Below are 21,762 nucleotides of genomic sequence, written 5' to 3' on the forward strand. Positions count from 1 at the left end.
GGCTATAAGCTCTTATTTGAAACTACATAGCCTTATCATGGCTATAAACTCTTATTTGAAACTGCATAGCCTTATCACGGCTATTACTTCTTACTTGAAACTACATAGCCTTATCATGGCTATAAGCTCTTATTTGAAACTATATAGCTTTATCTTGGCTATAAACTCTTATTTGAAACTATATAGCTTTATCTTGGCTATAAGCTCTTATTTGAAACTATATAGCCTTATCACGGCTATTACTTCTTACTTAAAACTATGTAGCCTTATCATGGCTATTACTTCTTACTTATAATAATGAATAGCTATATTGTGGTTATAATTTCGTAATTTATGAAACGTTATAGCTATATGATGGCTACAACTTTAAAAAAATGAAACGAGAATATCCTGAAAATCATTCGACTAAAAAAAATTTTATTCTATGTAATTTACTAATAAACGTTGATATAAAGCCATTTCATTAAATATGAAAGAAAAAACAATAAAATCATTATAGCTATATGATGGCTACAACTTTCACTTTAAAACTTCAAACAAATATATATATACCAAGGGTTACAGCAACTTTCAATAAAATATAACTTGTTTTAAAAACATGAAACGTTATAGCTATATGACGGCAGGAAACGTGAAACGAAATGAAACGTTTATAGCGGTATGATGGCTACAACTTTTCATTTAAAAACAGTTATAACTCCATATATATCAGTGTTTATATGGAATCTACAGAAATTTCTCAGTCAATCAAAAACATGAAACGTTATAGCTATATGATGGCTACAACTTTAAAACAAAATTAGCATAAAACCCTATAAAATCAATGGTTTAGAAAGATTTATCCCACTACATACTACGTTTCATATTTAAAAAACTTCATAGCCCTATGGTGGCAACAAACTTTTTTTCATGAAACGTCAAACCCCTTGTCGCACAAGGGATTGAGGCACGTTTCATTTTTTTATTTTTCCTCTTAAAGGGACAGATTTCACCAGCATTCGATTTGATATAATCAAAAATGAAATTCTATATCTAATTGTGGGGAAAACTGCAACTTAAAATAAAAGGAGGTGAAAAAGATGGCAAAACCTTTCGTTATAAAGAACAAACGTAGTTTGAATGGTGAAACAACAACACCGGTAATTGTAACAATTAAATCATGGCAAAAGTTAGTAGAAGCTTTGGAAGGTAAGTATTACAGTTTTAAAGATACCTATCTAGAAGACATTGTGAATTCAATGTCCTATGAAGAACGAATTGCAGATGAAGAGGGATTTGTTGCTAAAGCAAAGCCATCTTTTTCACTGAAAATGAAAAAGATTGTAGATAAAGTAAGTGGATTTGATAAAAATGAGGGCAGAAAACATAAGCTATATGGTATTACAAATGCTGATGTAGAATTATTTCTATTTCTTCATAAGAAATGTAATACATATGGTGAGCTTTCGCATGTATCGATCCATATGCTTTGGGAAGATTATAAAAATTATAAAGAAGCATTTGCACATATTCACCACTCACAATTTTATGTGGCTTTGAAGAAGTTAAGTTTCCATAACATCATTACAATCGAAAATGAGTACAGTGGTAAATATAAAATTACCTTAACTGATTTCATGAATAAAGAAACAAATAAAGCAAACGCATATACATTTATTAGCCCGATAGTATTTACCAAAGAATTCTTTGAGTTATCCATTGCAGCTAAGAAACTATTCATGGATGTAGCAATGCAGCAGAAACGCGAAACTACCCTGAAACGTTCTTTATTCAAAGTTGATGAACAAGGAAACTCAACTCACTTTGGCGGTATGTATCGTTACTTACATAAGAAATACCCACATCAGATTCGTGCTGTGCTTGAGGAACTAGAAACAAAGCTATCTGCTACTGGATCTCCTTTATTTAAAATTTGCAAATTAGAAAAAGGGAAGAAGAATAAAAAGCAATACACAACATTGCATTTATCTGTACATCCTGATTTCTTATGCGCAAAAGAAGAAGGAGCAGAATACCGTGATCCTTTTACACCAAGAGATACATATAAGCGTAAAGTTAAATTCATTGAAAATCTGTTAGTGGAAATGAATATTGCTGAATTTGCAAAGGATATGAACCAATTCATTAACGTTTTAAAACACTCTTGTCATCGTCAAATTCGCCAAGTAGTTCGTGGCTTACGAGAAATGATTGATCGACAAGAAGGATATCCTAAAAAGCTTGTTTATACACTAAGTAAATTATTAAAGCAATCTTCTCAATATCGTGTATTAGACACAGCTGCTAAAACTGGTATTTATCCTTTAATTACACACAATGTACCTAAACATGAACAAGAAGAGGCCATTTTTAAATTTGGTACTCATTTTGCTATATACTCTTTACGAAATGTTCAAAAGCTATTCCGTAAAGCGCATGACCTGCTTCATGCGAAATATGCTGTACCTGTAACCTTAGATGCTTACCATCGTAATTACATGCAGTATCAAGAGGAATCACTATTTAGAAAATATGCTTATGAGCAAGGAGTAAATATTAACGCATATACAGCATTAGAAATTGAAATCCGTGAACTATTAAAGTCTAGCGGGCATCAAGGAACTAACATGCCTAGTGATATTCGTGAACTGTTCATTGAAAAAGTTGATAAATTGTCGAAGGAAAAGATTCGTGTAATTGAGGTCCCTGAAGACTTTGATTTAATTCAGTTTCTACAGTCCTTAGAAGCATACTACCGTTCAACAAGTGAAACACCACATTCGGTTGATCAGCTGCTTCCAGCAATGTAAAGATACAGCTCTCTATTTTTGAAAAAACAAAAGTGGAGGGCTATTCGTGTTGAAGATACCCTATGAAATGCATTACTTCTAACAAAACAGAGAGAAAGTTTTCAATTTTAATGATCACGCCTCTCTATTTTTTATGCAATTACATACATTGCATGTAAATCAAAATGAGATATTCACAATTTCTGAGTTATTAAATCTGAATTTTCAATCCTTTTGTGTCATTTCATCTACAAAAAAGCAGAAATATTTTTTATAATTCTGTTGATACCTTAATAATTTTGACTTGATGTGTATAACATAAAGCCTTAAGTACTGTTCTTATCATGTTCTATCTCTAAATCTACTTAAAATCAGAAAAACTTTTGTTAGTTATGTTTAAAAAGTGGATTCTGTTCCTAACTTTGACCAATTTGTTAATAAATTGTGTGTAGTTTTTAAGAAATGTGGAAAGCTTGTTCATAAATCAGCAAAATTTGTATTTATTATTTATTCATTCACTCGCATCAAATTAACGATGATTATATGTAGTTTTTATATACCTACTTTACGATATTTTGTAGTTTTTAATCATCATCCAGCTCATTAAGTACATTCCCAGTATTTACTTTTTATGATTTTTTATGGCTAGAGTAATGATGAACCCTTAGCACAGCAATGTTTTAAGACGATTTTTTCTCTGTATAAAAGTATTATCTTTTTTCTTTATATATATTAAAGATATATATTATATTAGGTTTTTATATTGTGTAATACTTACTATAGAGAATAGACCCTGTGTAAAACCAATTTCATTTCTTAATGGAATTGGTTTTTTTATGTACTTTAATAAACATTATATTTAGGTTTAATCTTCCTAAAAAAATTTTGATATAAAACATAATTTTTTTTATTTCTCTTAGATTTCCGAAAAAAGTAAATCATACTTAAAGTAGATAGTTAATTAGTGGAAATTACAATGAACTTTGTAATCTCCTAACCATTTAAAAAGAGAGGTGAAGACATGGTAAAAAAGAAATCCCAGAAAAACGCCGAAAAAAAGAAATTTACATTCTTTAAAAAAGCAAAGAATAAAACAACTGAACTATTAGATATGCAACAAGAAAATTCAGAAGCACTTAAAGAAAAGAAGACACGTAAAACAAGGGAGAAAGTTCCAGTTATAACAGGAAGAAAAGTAGGTAAGGTTACATTTTGGTGTGTAATGGGATTCGTGTTTGCAGGAAGCTCTCTTTCATTTATCCAACTTGCCGGTCCTCCTAGAGCAGTAGCTGTTCAAGAAAAGAAGGAGGAACCCGTAAAAGTTAAGATATCGGAAGCAGAATTAATTGCATATGCCCATAGTTTTGCCGCTGATTATTTTAACTGGAAGGTTGATATGAATGTAGCTGAAACACGGAAAAAACGATTAGAAAAATATTTAGTTGAAGGATCCGATGAGCAAGGAGGATTAAATAGAGATACTTTAAAAAATGCTTCTAGTACGTTAGTTAAGTCAGAAGCTGTCGAGGTTCGTCAAAAAGGAAATGAGGCAGAAGTTACATTGAAAATCATTCAAAAACTAGAACCTGTAAATAATCCAGCTCCTGGAACGACTCAAGCCCCAGATACACCAAAAGAACCTAAAGAAGTGACAAGGTACTTCTCTATTCCAATCTTAATGGAGAAAGGGAAGATGGTGATTCCTGACAATCCTACAATCGTTCATGGAGAGAGAGAAAAGGCATCTTATAAAGTGGCTACATTTAAACCAGAAGGACGAGAAATAAATACAGATGCAGAAATAAAAAAAGTAGAACAATTTTTGCAATCTGTATTTAAAGTGTATACAGAAGGAACACCAGAAGAAATTGCTTACTACTTTGAAAAAAGCAATATAACAAATGGACTAAAAGGTATTATGACATTTAGCAAATTAGAAAACTTGCGGATTTATGAAGATAAGGATAAAGGGTACAGAGTCTTAGTTGATGCCAAATTAAAAGACAACGATAGCAGCTTAGAGTACACATACACATATGATTTAAATCTAGTAAATAAAGATAATAAGTTTTCAATTAGCTCTATGAAAAAATTTGAAAACACATTAGAGAAAGTGGAGGGTAAATAATTATGGAGCTTTTGGGATTAGATATGGTTGCTCATCAATTACCTGCTATTACAGATGTAGCAGTAATAGGTAATATAAATTTTGGAGTAAATATTAAAAACTGGTTAGTAGCTCAATTGGGCCCGATCTTTTTAGTTGTAGCACTTATTGGAGTTATCGTCTTTGCAGTTAAACGACAAATGGCTGGTTTACTTGGTTGGATAATTGTTTGTGCACTATTATCAGTTTTTGTATTCTCACCAGACGTTTTCAAAGATCTTGGTACAAAATTATATAATTTAGTATTTAAGTAATAAATTAAAAATCTCTAAAAATATTAAAGGGGTTGGTAGAAATGACTCAAAAGCCGACTCGTAAAGAAGTTAGGACATACAACTCGATATGGGATATTCCTAAGAGTTTATACGGGATAAGGGACTTAACTCTCCCTTTCCCAGTTCCTTATAGACAGTTGGGCTTCTTTGTTGGATCTTTACTTTTAATTTTAATTCTAGATCAGTTTTTACCTTTAGGAAATAATGTGTTTTTAAAATATTTAATGTTACCAGGTGGAATAGCATACTTCTTTGGCAATGTAGAATTGGATGGAAAAAGCCCGCATAAATTTTTATTTCGATTTTTCGTGTTTATGTTCGAAAGTAAGAAGATTAGCCGCTATAAAGATACAACTGGTAATATTGGAAACTATCAATATAAAACCTTAATACGATTCAAGGATGATTCAATCAATAATAAGTAACTAATTAATCTATACGGAAGAATTATTTTAGTCTCATATTCTTCTCTAAGGAGGGTAAAATGAATCAGGTTGAATTTCCAGTCAAATACTTTCACGAAAATTTGATTTTTAACCAAGATGGCTCTTGCTGGGCGTATTATGAGGCATACGGAATACCATACGAATTCCGAGGAGATGATGATAAAAATACCTTATTCATGCGCCAACTTGGCTTGTTTTGGAATTTTGATGAAGAAAAGCACCTCTTAATGATTCCTGTTTATCAGAACTTCCAAGAAAAAGCAGATGAATTCAAAGAAACAGTAAGCGGTGAATTAAAAGAACTTGCAATTGATCATACAGATGATGTGGTACATGAGCTAGAACGAAAATTTGGTAAAAATGCAGTAGAGTACCGATATTTTATTGGCGTGAAATTAAAGGTAAGACACATACAAGAAGGGTTTAAAGAAATGTTGTATACAGCATTTCATACCTTTAAAAACACTGCAGAACAGTTTGGGTTACTTGGTGATACTAAGATACTAAAAACTGATTTGGAGATGTTTAAAAGAGAAGCTAGCGCTTTTAAAAATAAAATAAGAAAACATTTGGCTGTAAGGGCTCTAGAAACTAATGAAACGCAATGGGTTATATTAAGAAACTTCTATCGCACATTAGAGGCGCCAGTAACTGCTGGATGGACACCTCCCGTACAAAATGACGACTCTGCAATCATACCAAATCAAGAAAGCTTATTACGTTTATCAGAGGCCGAATTTGATGTTAAAGGAAGACATATTGAAATGTCTCAAATTGGTACCGACGGGTTAGAATATCCAGCATATATGAGCTTTTTATCGGCCTCTAAAATCCCATATACGATGGAGTTTCCAGACCAAGAGTGGATGTATATGATTCAAAATATCGATTTTCCAATTGAACTGAGTGTTCGCACTGAAAATATTAACCATCGCAAAGCTCTATCTAAACTAAATAAAAAGAAAAAAGATTTAGAAGATCAAGAGGCACATGCAAGAGAAAATGCACAAACTGTTGGGCTAAACGTGTATGAAGGCGTTCAAGAAGCTACTGAATTACAAGCACTTATACAAAAGACACGTATGCCATTAGTTAAAACATCGGTATCTTTCTGTATATGTGCTGAAGATTTAGATACAATGCGTCGAAACACAAATTCACTTATTTCTATTTATAGAGAGATGATGATTGAACTAGTAAGGCCGTATGGAGATCAGTTCCTGCTGTTTAATGAATTTATCCCTGGTTCTAGAAGGTATGTAAATGATTATATACACTTTATGGAACCTGGAGTACTTGCGGCCGGTATGTTTGGAGCAACACAAGATTTAGGGGATAATATCGGGTTTTATATTGGAACAACTGGTATTTTAAACAAAGCAGTCTATATGACACCTTCTCTCGCAGCAACAAATACCGTTGCAAATCAAAAAACAAGCGCACTTTCAGTTGCAGTAACGGGAAGTACTGGTTCCGGTAAATCATTTGGAACGAACTTAATTGTTTACTTAGCTGTTCTTGGAGGAGCACAAACACTGATAGTCGATCCGAAAGGTGAGAGGGGGAACTGGACAGAAGATTTACATGGTTTAGAAGGTAAAGTAAACGTAATTACACTAGGGACTGATAGACGAGATGAAGGGAAACTTGACCCATTTATCATTCATAAACATAGCCGAAAAGATGCAATTGAGTTAGCGATGACAATTCTTACTTTCATTACAGGTATTAAACCTGATAACTCGGAAAAATTCCCGCGCTTGGCTTCTGCTGTAGAATTTGTAGCAGGGATGGAAGAACCGTGCTTAACAGCTGTATCTCAATACCTTGAAGATAGTGAGGATAAAGTGGATCAACAATTAGCCGCTCATATTCAAGCTTTTGAGAATTTATCCTTTGCACACTTAATCTTTGGTGATGGAACAAATAGAGACATTGAACTTGATACAGCAGTGAATATCATACAAATTCAGCATCTTGATATGCCAGATATTCAAAAAGATCCGAAAGATTATACCTTACAAGAAAATTTATCAGTTAGTATGCTCATGTCTCTATCTTCTTTTGCAAGAAAATTCTTTCAAAAGGATCCTACTAAATTCAAAATTGTTTTATTGGATGAAGCATGGGCAATCATGGGAACTTCTCAAGGGCGGGAGTTAGCTCGTAAGCTAGTTCGTGAAGGTCGTGCCTTAAACTCTGCAGTATACTTTGCAACTCAAAGCGCAAGTGACCTTGGAGATGAGACATTTAAGAATAATATCGGTATGAAGTTCTCATTCCGTAATACCGACAGTAAAGAGATTTCTTCAATCTTAGATTTCTTTGGATTACCTGATAATGAAGAAAATCATGCGATTATTACTAATTTAGAAACAGGACAATGTTTGTTCCAAGACATTCAAGGAAGAACAGGTGTTGTCACAATGGATGTAGTGTTTAAGGATTTATACGACGCATTCGATACAAGACCAAATGCAAGAAAGAATTATAGAAAGTCAAATGATGATGAAAGGCAGGAAGTTAATGCAACCTTTGTCGAAGAAGGGGGAGAAAAAATAAATGTAGGAGTGAGTTAACATGGTAAAAACTAAATTTAAAAAAGTTATACTAACAAGTCTATGTGTAGGTACTTTTTTCTTGATTGCGGCATGTGGTAATAGTGAAAAGAGTGTAGGAGAAGAAACAGATAAACAGGGACACACTCCAAGAGAAATGATGCTTGACTTTGTAAACGCAGATTTAAGACATGATTATAAAACAATACGTAAATTAGTTGTCGATGGGGAGAAAAATAAAATATTGGATCCTAATAAAGGACCTCAAAATAATTTATCTTATAAAGATTACACAGTAAAAGAATATGTGGTAGATAAGGATACAATTATGTATAACTTTATTTCAAAGAAGCCCCCTAAAAATATCGATAAAGCAGTGAAATGGGTAAGAGTAGTTCGTACAGAAGATGGATTCAAAGTTCGAAGTTATACTGGCCCTGAACGAAATGAAATTGATGAAGTAGCAAATACTAAACCGACAAGTGAGTTTAGTTCAAAAGATTAATAGGTTCCCATAAAGGGGGAGTAACATGTAATGAAAAAGTTTATTACCCTATTGTTATTAATTTGTACTTTGCTTTTAGCATTTAGTTTACTTTTTAAAGCTGCACCAGTCTATGCGGAAGAGGAGCCAAGACCTTCACTAATAGACAACATTATTCCGAAAAGCAAAGAGAAATTAAAATTTGAGGAATATCCACTAAGTAGTTATGGTATTGATGTTTATACTCCAGAAGGTGGATTTGGAGAATCTCTTAAATTTTGGAAATGGAAAGATAATATTAAAGAACAAATTGTAGCAACTATTTTTATATTAATTAGTATTGCATGGACAGTAAACCTTGCAATTAGTAGTTTGGTAACAAGTTTAGTAGGCCAATCAATGAGTTTAAATATAGTTGCTGATGTTGGAGATAAGTTGGGTGAGGTAATATCTAAAACAGCAGGGTTCAATGGTTCCTGGGGTAATGGAATATATAGTGAACTAATTGGGCTCATGTTAGCTTTACTAGCATGCTGGGTTATCTGGGTAGGTTTTATACAGCGACGTCAGTCGGAGATGCTAGGAGGATTGTTAAAAGCATTAGGTATTTTAGTTTTCACTCTAGGTTTTTTCGCGAATTCAAGTTATATCATCAAAGGATTAAATAATTTTTCAGAGCAAGTAAATAAAACTGTTCTTGATTCATCTCAAAGTATTAGTGGAGCAAGTGAAGGGCATTCAAGTGGTGTCGATTCCATTACAGATTTAACACACACTCTATTAATAAAGCAACCTTATACATTATTACAGTTTGGCACAACAGATATGAAGAAAATCGGTGATGAAAGAATAAAGAAAATGTTAACAACGACAGATCCTGATGAAAGAAAAGCTCTTTTAAAGGATGAAGTTGAGGTTCAGAAAAACCAAACATTGTCGTTAGATGCTACTTTTGAGAGAGGGGCACTCGTATTACTACTAGGTGTTATTAATGCTCCTTTATGGATTGTATTGGGATTATGCAGTATGGCGATGTTATTTTATCAATTAATGTTTATCATCGTAGCGCTAATGTCACCTGTAATGTTATTAATGGCATTAGTACCTGCGTGGACTGGAACTGCTAAAAAGTTCTTAGCTGAACTGTTTAGAACATTGCTTATGAAAGTTGCAATTGGTTTCCTGGTAACTTTAATGTTTTGGGTATCGTCAATTTTGTTCAGTGCTACTGATAAGTATGGATACTTAGTTGTAGCTATACTACAAATACTTTCATTCTTGGGTGTTTGGTTATACCGTAAAACAATTTTCGATGCAATTACTATAGTACCAGCAAATGCAGGGGTAGCAAGAGCTTCAGATGCTATGAGTAATATTAGGCAGAAATATCGTGATGTTAGACGTGGATCTAAGACAGTTGGAAGAGGTGTAGCAGTAGCTGGCGCCGCGGGTGTTGCAAGTGCGGCAATGGCCGGGAAAATGGGCAAATCAGGTTATAGTAAGTTTAAGCAGTTGAAAGAAAACTATGCAGATAGAAAAGAAAAGGTAGCAGATGGTAAACGTAAGGAAAAAGAGCAAATGCAAGCAGAAAAAGAAAAAAATATTAATCAAATGAAAAAAGAAGAAAACTTAGGTGTTCGCGATAGAAAAGGAAATCAGGAGCAAGAAAGGGTTCAGGAAGAAGTAGCCGCAACTAAAGAAAATCCAGAATTAGCAGTACGAGAGAAACATCAAGATAATAATCCTGAAGTACAACAAGCAGAATTAAAAGATAAAGAAGAAGATGTAAAGGTGGATGTTAAACCAGTAGCACCATTAAATGAGGAACTAGGTAATAAAGAAGATGTAAAAGCTCAAATCAGACCGGCTGCGACTCAAAATAATGGTGGTCTCGAGAATAAGCAAGAAGATGTAAAAGCGGAAATAAAACCAGTAGCGGCAATTAAAACACCAACGGGTCAAACTAAGTCAACGGATGATAAACCAATTATAACACCACAGTCAGGAACGACACCAGTACCAGCTAATCCGATGGAGAGCAAACCAATTACAACACCACAGGCAGGAACGCCACCAGTACAATCGAATCCGATGGAGAGCAAGCCAATTACAACACCACAGTCAGGAACAACACCAGTACCAGCTAATCCGATGGAGAGTAAACCAATTACAGCACCACAGCCAGGAACACCACCATTACAATCGAATCCGATGGAGAGCAAGCCAGTTACTACTTCCCATGTGAGTACACCGCAAAAACAAGTAGAGGTAAAACCAGTCAATCAACAACAAACTAAAAATGTTTCTAAAGTGAATAATCAACAACATGTAAAAGAAGGAGCAGATATTAAGAAAGTTAACGCAAAAGCACAAACACAACAAGAAGTTTTAAAAAATGTAAAAGCAAAAGAAACCATAAAACCAAAATAATTCAGCTCATGAGGGAGGGTTTACACATTGAGTGCGGAACCAAATCGCGACCTTGAAAATGAACACCATCCTGAAGCTGAACTAGGGAATGCTAAGCCTGCCTTGAAAAAGGCAGGCCATTCTTTAGGGAAGGCGACTGGTAAAGGATCAAAAATAGCGGGTAAAGCAGTTGCGCAAGTAGGTAAGAAAGTAGCAGTAAAAGTAGCACAGAAGGCAGCTACAGTTGCTGTTGCAAAGCCGTTATTAATAGTTGCCGGTGTTATTATGGCTGTTGTTTTAGGTTTAGGTATAGTAATATTTTTATTAACTGCCACAATGAGTGAAGATGAAGTCAGTCCTGGAGGAATTGGTGGTCCTTTTGCACCGGGTACTGCAAGTGTCAGTCCTGAAGTAATGAGATGGGAGCCATTGGTAAGGAAATATGCGGCGCAACATGGCATAGAAGCAATGACTCCATTAATATTAGCTCTTATTCAACAAGAAAGTTCTGGAACACAATTAGATGTAATGCAAAGCTCGGAATCACAAGGGTATCCTCCGGGGTATTTTACTGATCCAGAGGAAAGTATAAAATATGGTTTAATGCATTTTGCTGATTGTCATAAAAAATCAAATGGTGATCAAAATACTACATTACAATGTTATAACTACGGAACCGGATACGCTAACTATGCAGTATCGAAAGGTGGATATACACACGAGAATGCAAGAGCATTTTCTGCAGAACAATCAGCTAAAAATGGTTATAGATGTGCATCATGGCGAAGTGCGGAGGCAGTAGCTAATAATTGGTGTTATGGTGATCCAGACTATGTCCCACATATTATGAGATACTATCAACCTGGTCAAACCCCTGGTGGTTCTGGTGGAATTGCTGGTGGTAGCGTTTTAGGTGATGATGTATTCCAAGCAATTATGGCAGAAGCACTAAAGTATCAAGGATGGCCATATGTGTTTGGAGGGCGAACACCAAATACGTCATTTGACTGTAGTGGAATTATTGAGTATACGTATTCAAGAGTTGGTATTAATTTATTTGGTACTGCACAAACCCAATGGGATAAAACCCAACGTATAACAGATCCTAAGCCAGGAGATTTAGTGTTTTTCCATAGTACTTATGCTACAAGTAACTACATTACGCATGTTGGCATTTATGTAGGAAATAATACAATGTATCATGCTGGCGATCCGATTGGCTATGCTGATTTAGGTAAACCATATTTTCAACAGCATTTTGCGGGATATGGTCGTGTAGTTAGATAATTATGCATGTAACATCTAGCAACTTATGAAACTGCGAAAAGGAGGTAAATCATGAAGAAAATCACCATTATACTAGCAATTTTATTAATAGCTAGTGTAGGGTTTTTAATAAAATATCAATCTGATAATGAAAAACTTAAAACTGATAATATAAAATTAACGAAAAAAGTGAAAAAGGTGGGGGCACAATACAACGATACGAAAAAGGAATTGTCAGCTCTAAAGAGTAATAATCAACAACAAGTAAAGGAAGCTGCAGAACGATTTCTTAAAGCTTTCCGTACTTATGATACGGGTAAAGGCGAATCATACCTTGCTAATATAGATGCATATATAACACCAAATGCAAAGAAAGAATTAACACCACCAGGTGGACCAACGCAATCTGCTCCTGGAACTGGAGATGAGAAAGAAAAGAAAAAAGTTTCATTTCAATCTGAATACATAGGTGGCGAGTTGTATTATGCATTTTTGGATACTACAAAAGCAAATGTATTGGCAAAAGTGAAAAGTAAAATTACAGTTAATGGTGTTTCATCTGATAATATGTCATTAATGCAAATAAATCTTATCTATGATGGAAATAAGAAGTTATGGCTTGTCGACAAACTTATACCTTTAGCAGATTTAAAAGATCGTATGCCTTAAGTGGTGTACACATATTACATGTAGAGTAATAGAAAAATCCCTCTTAGCATTGTTAATAAGAGGGGTTTTTAGATGTTTACTGTAAATTTGAAATAAAGTCGTACTGTTTATAAAAAAGACGCGATGTTTTGAATAAAGTCGCGACGTTTATAAAAACATTGCGATGTTTTGCCCCTTTGAATCTGTTTATCTAAAGGGGTGTTTTTATAGTGAAAAGAAGATCTGAACTGAAAGGCTAATTAAGGAACTGTTGGGTAGCAATAAAGTTTCTCCACTAAAGGGCCATTTAATGGATTAAGGCTTATGAACAAAATAAATTTCTACCATTCAACTAAATCACGAAAACTGAGGCTGTACCGTAGATACCATCTCACGGTTAATAAAATAATATCAGGTTGATAATGTTTCCACTTGAATAGATTTTGCTTTTCCATACTGAACATGTCTTTTTTTAGAGTACTAGTTTCAGTATGTCCAAGTATGGGGAGGTACTGCAGATATTTTGAAGTATTTGCACCAGAACCTAAAATTTTTTCTTTTATCTTCATAAAATCAATTTTTAAAATTTCTATTTTCTGAAAAAAATACAAATCATGAGAATTCTTTTGTTTGTTATAACGTATAATTTCACGTATTATTAAATTTTTTTAAGGGTCATGTCCTTTCTGCTCACTTTGAGCGTATTCTTATCCTTGATTCTACAACATTTCAAGTGCCGGATCGATTTGCATCTACTTATCCTGGTGCCGGAGGATGTAGTCATAGAGCTGGTGTAAAAATTCAACTAGAGTATGACCTGTTGAGTGGAGAATTTTCTGATGTGAAAATTGAACTAGGAAAACGAAGTGATCAAGCGTATGGTGCGACTCGAGCAGATATGGCACAAAAGAATGAACTATATATTCGTGACCTAGGATATTTTCGTTTACAAGACTTTAAATCTATTCAAGATAGGCAAGGATACTATTTATCACGTCTTAAGTTACCAACTAAGATATATAGAAAAGAGTTTCGAAACAGTCGTATTTAAAACAAAACCCGCCCAACTGAGGCCGGTATATATACAAATTCATTTGGAAGAAATCATGAACCAGTTACAACCTGGCCAAGTGTATGAATTACATGATGTATATGTAGGGAGCAAAGACAAATTACCTACTCGCATTGTGGTTTATAAATGTACGGAGGAGCAAAGACAAAACCGCCTACGTGATCGAGCTATTCGTGAAAAGAAAAAAGGAATTACATATACAGAGCGTACGAAACTTCTACAAGGAATTACGGTATATATGACAAACATTCCTACGGAATGGGTACCAAAAGAGAAAATCTATGATTTATACTCACTACGTTGGCAAATAGAACTGCTATTTAAGATATGGAAATCCTGGTTTCAAATTCATCGTTGTAAATCTATTAAACAAGAACGATTAGAATGTCATCTTTATGGACAACTCATTAGCATCCTATTATGTTCTTCTACAATGTTTAAAATGAGAGAACTCCTGTTGCGTAAGAAACAGAAAGAGCTAAGTGAATATAAAGCGATGTACATAATTAAAGATCATTTTTCACTTTTTCACCAAGCATTACACAAAAACACCCAAGAGCTATCAAAGGTTCTCCTTCGTCTGTTTAACCTCCTACAGCACAACGGACGAAAATCTCATCGATACGAGAAAAAGACAGTCTTTGATATTTTGGGTGTTGTGTATGAGTATACCACTTCTACTCATCAGGTAGCATAGTAAAAAAATTGAAGCCCATCAGGGTTTATTTGATATGCCTATTTTTATAAAATCTATAAAAGATAATAAAAAAACTATATGGAAAGACCGCATTTTGTATAAAAATATACCTTAAGTTGATGGATGGGTGGTGGGCCCCCCATAAGGTTGTTTAAAATTCGGCTTTGGAGATATTTTTAAATACGTTCAACATCCAAACTAAGCCAAGGTAATTACAAATGAAAGTGTCCTATTAATATTTCAAAAATCACCTAATCCCATTCTCTTGCTATATTTTTAGTTAACCCACTTGACTATAACGCAACGTCATAGTGCATAATTTTAACTATATTAAATAAGGAGTGAAAGAAATGAATATAAAATCATTACGGTCAGATAAAATATATCGAAAAATTTTACAAGCTCCAAAAGAGGAAAAGGTTGAGTTATACAGGAAAGAAATGTTGGCTCCGTTTATGGAGAAATGGGAAATTCAATATATTCCTTTTAAAGCTGAGGAGCCAAATGGTTTTGATGTTATTACATTGAATAATATAATGAGCATTTCTCCTAATCAGATTACAAATGAGATTACACCAGAACTAGAATTGATTTCGTCTGATTCTTTTTGGTCTGAGTGTAAAGAAGTTGTTAGGAAAAGCCTTCATTTATTTAGAGAGCATGATGTGAACCTTCGTGTATCTGATTACTTATTCACGATTCTATTAGGGAATCCCAATAGTCCTTCATTAATGTTAAATGAAGGATATAGTGGTGATGGAGGTATTCCTGGCTATATTTTGTGTACATTTGTGCCAAATGAATACACAATCCCTCGAATGAAAGCTGCTTTAGCACATGAATGTAATCATAATGTTCGATATCAATTTATTCAGTGGGACCATACTGTTACTTTAGGTGAATTAATTGTTAGTGAAGGTTTAGCAGAAAATTTTGCTACTTCTATTTTGGGGGAAGATCTACTCGGACCTTGGGTATCGAAAACAACTATGGAAATGCTTAATAGACGTATTAAACCTGTGCTCAAGGATCAATTACAATTAACAGGATTTGATAAAATTGCACCGTATCTTTATGGTGACGAATTAGCAAAACTTCAAAACTATATACCAGTCAATATGCCTTATGCTGCTGGTTATGCCTGTGGATACTATTTAATTAAATACTATTTAGAAAAAACAGGTAAAAATATCTTTGAAGCCACAATAACTCCTGCCAATCAAATACTAGATGAAATAAAGGAATTTTGGGATGAAGAAACAATTTTTAACGGTTAAAGATATTGTGCAAATTACAGGCATAACAAAAAGAACCTTACAATACTATGATAAAATAAATTTATTAAAGCCAATTTACTTAACGGAAAATGGTTATCGACTCTATGATAAGAACAGTTTAGCAAGACTTCAAATGATTCTATTTTTTAAAGAAATGGACTTTTCTCTAAAGGAAATTGCGGAAGTTTTGAAACTTACGAGAGAAGAACAGCTACAATTATTAAAGAAGCATAACCAAACTTTATTGTTAAAAAAACAACATTTAGAAACAGTTATTACTGCGGTGGATGAGTATGTATCAGGAAAGGATATCTACAATTTAAATATTTTTAATAATTCATCTATTTTGCCATTACAAGAACAATATGCTCATGAAGCGAAATTCATCTATGGAGAAACAGAAAAATACAAAGAATTTGAGGAGAAGCTGAAAGAACTCTCTCCTAGTGAAAAAGCGAACTTATTTCACGAATTCGAACAAAAAATGGAAAGGGTGTTTAGAAAAATTGCTTCCTATATTAATCAATCACCTTCTTCTGATGAAGTACAGCAATTAATTGTAGAGTGGAAAAGTTATCTCGAACAATCTATTGTATGTGACTCTGAAATGTTGACATGTATTGCAAATACGTATAAATTTGATAATCGATTTAAAAATTATATAAATCAATTTAGTAATGAAGACTTAGCTGAATTTTTATATAAAGCCATTATGCATTATATCAATCAAAAGAAGCATTAAAGTCGTACTTTTATAATAAGGGTCACCTTACATTGCCATTAACTTAAGAACAGAATTAAAATAAGCTTTCGTTTACCAAAATAAAAGCATTTAAAAAAGGAGTATTTTCTTATAAATGTGCATGCTAAATAAGCCCTAGCTAGGGCTAAAAATTATACAGTTTTCTTTTGTCCTCTTAATCCAGTATACTCGTAAACAACACCCAAAATATTCACATATGGGTGAGTTTTTCGTCCGTTTTAGCTAGAAATATGTCCATAAACTGTGTATATAAATCATGGAGGGTAGTTCAAAATCTAGAACTGGGATTCGCATCGTAAATAAAGGATATTTTTGGAAAAAATTAACGGAATCCATTGTGAAATGTTTGTTATGTTAGAGTTTCTTTAAGTTCCTTTTATGAAAAACTGTATTTTACAAATACTACAAGTTCATTTAGGTGAAATAATAATGGAAAACCGCCGTTGTATAATCAATTTATTATGAGCATGCAAGGAGGCTTGTTAGGAGTGAAAATAAGCGAACTAGCACGATTGACCAATGTCAGCATACGATCTATCCGGCATTATGACAATAAAGGACTTCTAAACGCCGATAGGTTGGAGAACGATTACCGGGATTTCGACGAATCGGCCATAGAACGAGTCAAAGCGATTCAGTTATACTTGAAGCTTGGATTAACAGCAGATGAAATTAAAGCGTTGTTCAAGAGCGAAGCGGCAAATCCTGACGAGTATGAATATTGCGAGGAGATGCTGGAAACGTATGAAAAGAAGCTAAGAAATGTGAATTATCAAATCGAAGCACTTCATGGATTAAAGAGATTACTGGAGAGGCAAATCGCTTTAACGATTAAGAAAAAGAGAACTGTTTAATGTAGACATGGCCCCTGAGCATGATGAATCGCTCCAGGGCCATTTTTGTTTGTGTTGACATTGACACTAGTGTAATCCTTTATGATTTACTTAATTTCATCTGAAAGGGGTTTTTCCATTGAAAAGTAATAGCAAAAATGAGAAAAATGGTTCTGAAACTATAAACGCGGTTGGGAACCGAAAATCGGTAACAGTCATAGGACTAGGTCCGATGGGTCAGGCGATGGCAGGCGTTTTTCTGGAGCACGGGTACTCGGTGACCGTGTGGAACCGGACTTCAAGTAAAGCAGATCAGCTTGTAGCAAGAGGAGCCATTAGGGTGTCCACGGTCAACGAGGCATTAGCTGCTAACGAGCTGGTAATCCTTAGCCTTACAGATTACAATGTGATGTACTCTATTCTGGAACCGGCTTCTGAGAATTTATTCGGTAAGGTGCTCGTTAACTTGAGTTCGGATACCCCGGAAAAAGTTCGCGAGGCGGCTAAATGGTTGGAAGACCGTGGAGCACGGCATATTACTGGAGGGGTGCAAGTTCCACCGTCAGGCATAGGTAAATCGGAATCTTACACATACTATAGTGGTGAGCGAGTGGTCTTCGAGGCTTACAGAGAGACTTTGGGAGTGTTAACAAGTACCGATTATCGGGGCGCGGACCCCGGATTAGCCATGCTATACTACCAGATACAGATGGATATATTCTGGACGGCAATGCTTAGTTACCTTCACGCTCTTGCAATCGCTAACGCGAACGGCATTACGGCGGAGCAATTCCTGCCATACGCTTCAGCGACAATGTCGTCACTGCCAAAATTTATAGAGTTCTATACCCCGCTTCTCGATGAGGGTGAGCACCCTGGTGACGTGGACAGACTCGCAATGGGCTTGGCGAGCGTTGAGCACGTTGTTCATACTTCCCAAGAAGCCAGCATAGACATCGCCTTGCCAGCAACTGTTCTGGAAGTCTTCAGGCGCGGCATGAAGGCTGGTCATGCCAATGATAGCTTCACCAGCCTCATTGAAATCTTCAAAAATTCCGATATTCGTTCATAAAAAATAGGCCATTCCTTTCGGGATGGCCTTTAAAGGGGCGCGGAAACATCGCCATCATTTTTGAAAAAAACACGCTAAGCAAAAAAATACAATGAGTTGCCTATATGGATAGATCATTTATATAATTATCGTTAGCGGAAGTTGTTTCAAATTCATCCTCATTTAAAGAGGTATCCCAAGTATATCTTTTTACTGTTTGGAGTGACACTCCAAACCGTAGATTTTTCCTTCGTTATCAAGCCATTTCTTTATTTCAGTCATACCAGCATAATGAGGATAGTGTAGCTCTACATAAACAAGTTCTCCGCCTTGAATGTTTTTTTCGCAACTTACACATTTAGGTTTTACTTTTAACATGATATATTTTCATCCTTTTTCTAATTGTATCATTTGGAAAAAACGATTTGCTAAGGTTTTTGGCTATATATGATATTCATGAAAGGTTAACATAACGTCTTATTATAGGGATTCAATATATTTAGAAGACTATTAAAAGTCCTCTAGTTTGTTTAACTGGAGGACTTAGTTGCAAGAAGATAAATGGGTATCACTTTTTTGTTTTATTTTTTCTCACTAACTTTAAGCCGTTTTGCACTTCCGAAAAATGCGCTCCCAATTATGAATATAACGGAATAAATATACATTGTTATCCCTGAATGTTTATTATCAAGTAGTGTAGTATTAAGTAAATTAATAAACGTCATCAATATAAATGAATATATTAATATATTCATTTATGCCCTTCCCTTACTTTTTTCGGCAACTTCTATGTAATAAATAAGGTAAGTTGCAGGTTTAGTGAAAAAAACAAATAAAAATTTTAGAAAATACTTCTAAAAAACTTAGTTTCTCAGTTAAAAATAACAATAATTCAAGTAGAAGTATTATTTTTGAACTTTATAAATATTGAACAAGGGAGAGGAGATATTTTTATGGATTCAAAAACTTATGAAAAACTACAGGCACTACGTAGATATAAAGAGCAAATTCAAGCGGTATTGAGAACGGTTAAAAGACACGATAAAGACGATCCAGATACTGAATATGCTGAGTTTGCCCTTGAAAACGGTAAGATTATAGGTGTTTGTAAAAAAGAGGACCTCTCTGATTACTCATTTAGAAGTATTACACAATTCACAGGTAATATTTTTAATGTAGTAATTACACAAATGTCTGATGAACTGGATATAAATAAAGTACAGGTTTCAGTAAAAGAAGCTAGCAGAAGATCAGCAGATGCGTTAATTCGTGAGTTAATAGAATTGGAGCAAGATGAAAGACTTCAAGTACCAACTTACGAAGCTGAGGTAACTGGATATAACATGAATGCTCAGGTTCCAACTATATTCTTACGTATTAATGGTGCGGAATGCTTCATGAAATTACATGAACTAAACTATGGAAGAGTGTATAAAAACGCTGTGGATCGCTATGCACCAATTGGTGAACGTATCCCAGTTAAGGTTCTACAATTTAATCCAGAACAGCGACTAATTCACGTTTCTAGAAAAGCTGCCGTGGAAAATCCTTATCAGTTATTATCCGAATTAGCTGAAGGGGATACAATTGTAGGAAGGGTTGTAAATGTTGACCCGCGTTTTGGTGTTTTTGTTGAATTGGACCAAGGCTGCACAATTAAAGGAATTGTCCCTAAAACAATCGAACAGCCAGTATTGGATGACGTAGTAAGTATGAGAATTGTAAGTGTGGATGTGGAAAAAGAGAGAGGGTCGGGGGTTATCTTTAAGTTTCCATTTGGACGCAAAAAAGTTAACGATCCAACGGCGTTTTTATATAACTAATGAGTGCGCCGCAGGTTTCCGTACAAGAGAATGGAAAGGCGGTTCAATATTGGCTTAATAGGGACGAAACGTTATCACTTTGGGATGACCCCTCTTTACAGGGGGGACCAATTCTTCCAGATAAATTTAAACCACTCACAGATTTACGTAGTATATATGACAGAATTAATTCAGGTTTTATAAATGAAAAAGACAATTTAATATTAAAGCTTATTTGGGATTCATTAGCGATTACTGAAGCTCAAATTAAAAATTTTGTGGAATCTAAAATTAGTAGGTCACAGGTTTCAGAATCGCTGAAAAAACTGGTACTGTATGGATTTGTTAGTAGATGGGAGATAAAATCGGGGCTATTTCCGGATCAGCCCAAAACCTCTGCTCCAATCACTTTAAATACTGCTGGTCATTTGATGATGTGGGCTTATCATAACCGTAATACAAACTATTCTTTAAAGCCAGAACAGTGGTTAAGGCTTGGAGTAGCAGGGGTACAAAGATTTGTCACTATGAATCAAATAAAATATGAGTTTGCAGTAGGTCAACAGTTATTAAAAAACTGGTGCTGGTATCCAAAGCTACAAGGTACTGGTACTGGATATAATCCAATTGCTGTTGGAGAAATTAAAACTCCGATTGGAAATCAAAACTTCATATTTGAAAGGGTGCAACAGGGGCAGCGATATGCACAACATTTAAAATCGCGATTGAAAATTTGGGAAGATCAAATTCAAAATGCACCAAATAATTTATTGAACTTCGAAAATACGAAGAGTTTACCAGGTATTTTTATTTTATCTATATCTAATCTCGCTTTAGCAGAACATGTTAGAAAGGAGCTAATGTTAGACTTACGAAAGATTCCTATAATGCTCGTAATAGACGAATGCATTCACAGTGAGGGATTCGCAAAATCTTTTTATATCTCGACACAAAACGGAATTCAGCAAGCACCATTACCATTTTTGAGATAACAAGAGCTGCTTCAGGTAAACATGCTGAAGCAGTTTTTTGCCGTTAAAAGCAAAGTAGGTAACAGTCTTTATGGGATACTAAAGAAAATGGTGGTGCTTTAAATGATTAATAAGAAATGTAGAAAAAACTGATAATTAATATGTATCTATTGGTTCGATACAGTAATCCATAATAATAAAAATATTTTATTATTATGGATTAGCACTTCCTAACTTTACGTTGTATTTTTGAAAATAAGAACCGAAATGAAAGG

The 21,762-nt window shown here is 34.4% G+C and carries 16 protein-coding genes and 2 pseudogenes; 16 read left to right on the forward strand and 2 right to left on the reverse strand.

The annotated features are described in order from the left end of the window. Positions 1-1,079 precede the first annotated feature (1,079 nt). The 9 genes from JDS81_RS28090 (at position 1,080) to JDS81_RS28130 (ending at position 13,042) form a co-directional block, all read left to right on the forward strand. Positions 1,080-2,789, forward strand: a complete 1,710-nt coding sequence (locus tag JDS81_RS28090) for a hypothetical protein (RefSeq protein ID WP_097954927.1) — start codon at positions 1,080-1,082, stop codon at positions 2,787-2,789. Positions 2,790-3,789: 1,000 nt separating this feature from the next. After that, entirely contained in the window at positions 3,790-4,896 is a 1,107-nt protein-coding gene (locus JDS81_RS28095; protein WP_097954928.1) for a conjugal transfer protein, read from the forward strand. A gap of 2 nt (positions 4,897-4,898) precedes the next feature. Then, positions 4,899-5,189, forward strand: a complete 291-nt coding sequence (locus tag JDS81_RS28100) for a hypothetical protein (RefSeq protein ID WP_097954929.1) — start codon at positions 4,899-4,901, stop codon at positions 5,187-5,189. 41 nt (positions 5,190-5,230) lie between these two features. Continuing rightward, entirely contained in the window at positions 5,231-5,635 is a 405-nt protein-coding gene (locus JDS81_RS28105) for a TcpE family conjugal transfer membrane protein (protein ID WP_097954930.1), read from the forward strand. A 59-nt stretch (positions 5,636-5,694) separates the two neighbouring features. After that, a complete protein-coding gene (locus tag JDS81_RS28110) occupies positions 5,695-8,235 on the forward strand; it encodes an ATP-binding protein (RefSeq protein ID WP_097954931.1) in 2,541 nt (846 codons plus the stop codon). A gap of 1 nt (position 8,236) precedes the next feature. After that, on the forward strand, positions 8,237-8,719 hold the full coding sequence (locus JDS81_RS28115) for a hypothetical protein (protein ID WP_097954932.1): 483 nt from the start codon (positions 8,237-8,239) through the stop codon (positions 8,717-8,719). Positions 8,720-8,749: 30 nt separating this feature from the next. Further along, positions 8,750-11,128 carry a CD3337/EF1877 family mobilome membrane protein gene (locus JDS81_RS28120; RefSeq protein ID WP_199688660.1) on the forward strand — a complete coding sequence of 793 codons (2,379 nt, stop codon included), beginning with the start codon at positions 8,750-8,752 and terminating at the stop codon, positions 11,126-11,128. Between the two features lie 27 nt (positions 11,129-11,155). Next, positions 11,156-12,394, forward strand: a complete 1,239-nt coding sequence (locus JDS81_RS28125) for a bifunctional lytic transglycosylase/C40 family peptidase (RefSeq protein ID WP_097954933.1) — start codon at positions 11,156-11,158, stop codon at positions 12,392-12,394. A 51-nt stretch (positions 12,395-12,445) separates the two neighbouring features. Beyond that, positions 12,446-13,042 (forward strand): hypothetical protein, encoded by a 597-nt coding sequence (locus JDS81_RS28130; protein WP_097954934.1) that lies wholly within the window; start codon positions 12,446-12,448, stop codon positions 13,040-13,042. 326 nt (positions 13,043-13,368) lie between these two features. On the opposite strand, the pseudogene JDS81_RS28135 reads toward JDS81_RS28130, so the two are convergent. Beyond that, positions 13,369-13,476: pseudogene (locus tag JDS81_RS28135) on the reverse strand (IS6 family transposase); the annotation flags it as partial. A gap of 221 nt (positions 13,477-13,697) precedes the next feature. Here JDS81_RS28135 and JDS81_RS28140 point away from each other — a divergent pair. The 5 genes and pseudogenes from JDS81_RS28140 to JDS81_RS28160 all read left to right on the forward strand — a co-directional run. Then, positions 13,698-14,790: pseudogene (locus JDS81_RS28140) on the forward strand (IS4 family transposase); the annotation flags it as partial. Positions 14,791-15,140: 350 nt separating this feature from the next. Next, positions 15,141-16,067, forward strand: coding sequence for a DUF2268 domain-containing putative Zn-dependent protease (locus JDS81_RS28145; RefSeq protein WP_097954935.1), 927 nt, complete (start codon positions 15,141-15,143; stop codon positions 16,065-16,067). Beyond that, positions 16,042-16,809, forward strand: coding sequence for a MerR family transcriptional regulator (locus JDS81_RS28150; protein ID WP_097954936.1), 768 nt, complete (start codon positions 16,042-16,044; stop codon positions 16,807-16,809). Before JDS81_RS28145 ends, JDS81_RS28150 begins: the two co-directional genes overlap by 26 nt. A gap of 509 nt (positions 16,810-17,318) precedes the next feature. Continuing rightward, on the forward strand, positions 17,319-17,684 hold the full coding sequence (locus tag JDS81_RS28155) for a MerR family transcriptional regulator (RefSeq protein ID WP_097954937.1): 366 nt from the start codon (positions 17,319-17,321) through the stop codon (positions 17,682-17,684). Positions 17,685-17,802: 118 nt separating this feature from the next. Next, positions 17,803-18,735 (forward strand): NAD(P)-dependent oxidoreductase, encoded by a 933-nt coding sequence (locus JDS81_RS28160; protein ID WP_097954938.1) that lies wholly within the window; start codon positions 17,803-17,805, stop codon positions 18,733-18,735. A 189-nt stretch (positions 18,736-18,924) separates the two neighbouring features. Here JDS81_RS28160 and JDS81_RS28165 read toward each other — a convergent pair whose 3' ends face one another. After that, a complete protein-coding gene (locus JDS81_RS28165; protein WP_097954939.1) occupies positions 18,925-19,092 on the reverse strand; it encodes a Fe3+ hydroxamate ABC transporter substrate-binding protein in 168 nt (55 codons plus the stop codon). A gap of 575 nt (positions 19,093-19,667) precedes the next feature. Here JDS81_RS28165 and JDS81_RS28170 point away from each other — a divergent pair. Together JDS81_RS28170 and JDS81_RS28175 are read left to right on the forward strand one after the other, a co-directional pair. Beyond that, a complete protein-coding gene (locus tag JDS81_RS28170; protein WP_097954940.1) occupies positions 19,668-20,537 on the forward strand; it encodes an RNA-binding protein in 870 nt (289 codons plus the stop codon). After that, on the forward strand, positions 20,537-21,508 hold the full coding sequence (locus tag JDS81_RS28175) for a hypothetical protein (RefSeq protein WP_097954941.1): 972 nt from the start codon (positions 20,537-20,539) through the stop codon (positions 21,506-21,508). The genes JDS81_RS28170 and JDS81_RS28175 overlap by 1 nt, the downstream gene beginning before the upstream one ends. Positions 21,509-21,762: the final 254 nt, after the last annotated feature.

Origin of the sequence: Bacillus cereus group sp. N31, assembly GCF_016483245.1 — a bacterium.
Lineage (GTDB): Bacteria > Bacillota > Bacilli > Bacillales > Bacillaceae_G > Bacillus_A > Bacillus_A toyonensis.

What these genes read in the sequence shown, in the direction of transcription:
- JDS81_RS28175 (WP_097954941.1), top strand. Translation starts at nt 20,537, where the DNA reads ATGAGTGCGCCGCAGGTTTCCGTACAAGAGAATGGAAAGGCGGTTCAA.
- JDS81_RS28100 (WP_097954929.1), top strand. Translation starts at nt 4,899, where the DNA reads ATGGAGCTTTTGGGATTAGATATGGTTGCTCATCAATTACCTGCTATT.
- JDS81_RS28165 (WP_097954939.1), bottom strand. Translation starts at nt 19,092, where the DNA reads ATGTTAAAAGTAAAACCTAAATGTGTAAGTTGCGAAAAAAACATTCAA.
- JDS81_RS28150 (WP_097954936.1), top strand. Translation starts at nt 16,042, where the DNA reads ATGAAGAAACAATTTTTAACGGTTAAAGATATTGTGCAAATTACAGGC.
- JDS81_RS28120 (WP_199688660.1), top strand. Translation starts at nt 8,750, where the DNA reads ATGAAAAAGTTTATTACCCTATTGTTATTAATTTGTACTTTGCTTTTA.
- JDS81_RS28095 (WP_097954928.1), top strand. Translation starts at nt 3,790, where the DNA reads ATGGTAAAAAAGAAATCCCAGAAAAACGCCGAAAAAAAGAAATTTACA.
- JDS81_RS28105 (WP_097954930.1), top strand. Translation starts at nt 5,231, where the DNA reads ATGACTCAAAAGCCGACTCGTAAAGAAGTTAGGACATACAACTCGATA.
- JDS81_RS28145 (WP_097954935.1), top strand. Translation starts at nt 15,141, where the DNA reads ATGAATATAAAATCATTACGGTCAGATAAAATATATCGAAAAATTTTA.
- JDS81_RS28115 (WP_097954932.1), top strand. Translation starts at nt 8,237, where the DNA reads ATGGTAAAAACTAAATTTAAAAAAGTTATACTAACAAGTCTATGTGTA.
- JDS81_RS28170 (WP_097954940.1), top strand. Translation starts at nt 19,668, where the DNA reads ATGGATTCAAAAACTTATGAAAAACTACAGGCACTACGTAGATATAAA.
- JDS81_RS28090 (WP_097954927.1), top strand. Translation starts at nt 1,080, where the DNA reads ATGGCAAAACCTTTCGTTATAAAGAACAAACGTAGTTTGAATGGTGAA.
- JDS81_RS28110 (WP_097954931.1), top strand. Translation starts at nt 5,695, where the DNA reads ATGAATCAGGTTGAATTTCCAGTCAAATACTTTCACGAAAATTTGATT.
- JDS81_RS28130 (WP_097954934.1), top strand. Translation starts at nt 12,446, where the DNA reads ATGAAGAAAATCACCATTATACTAGCAATTTTATTAATAGCTAGTGTA.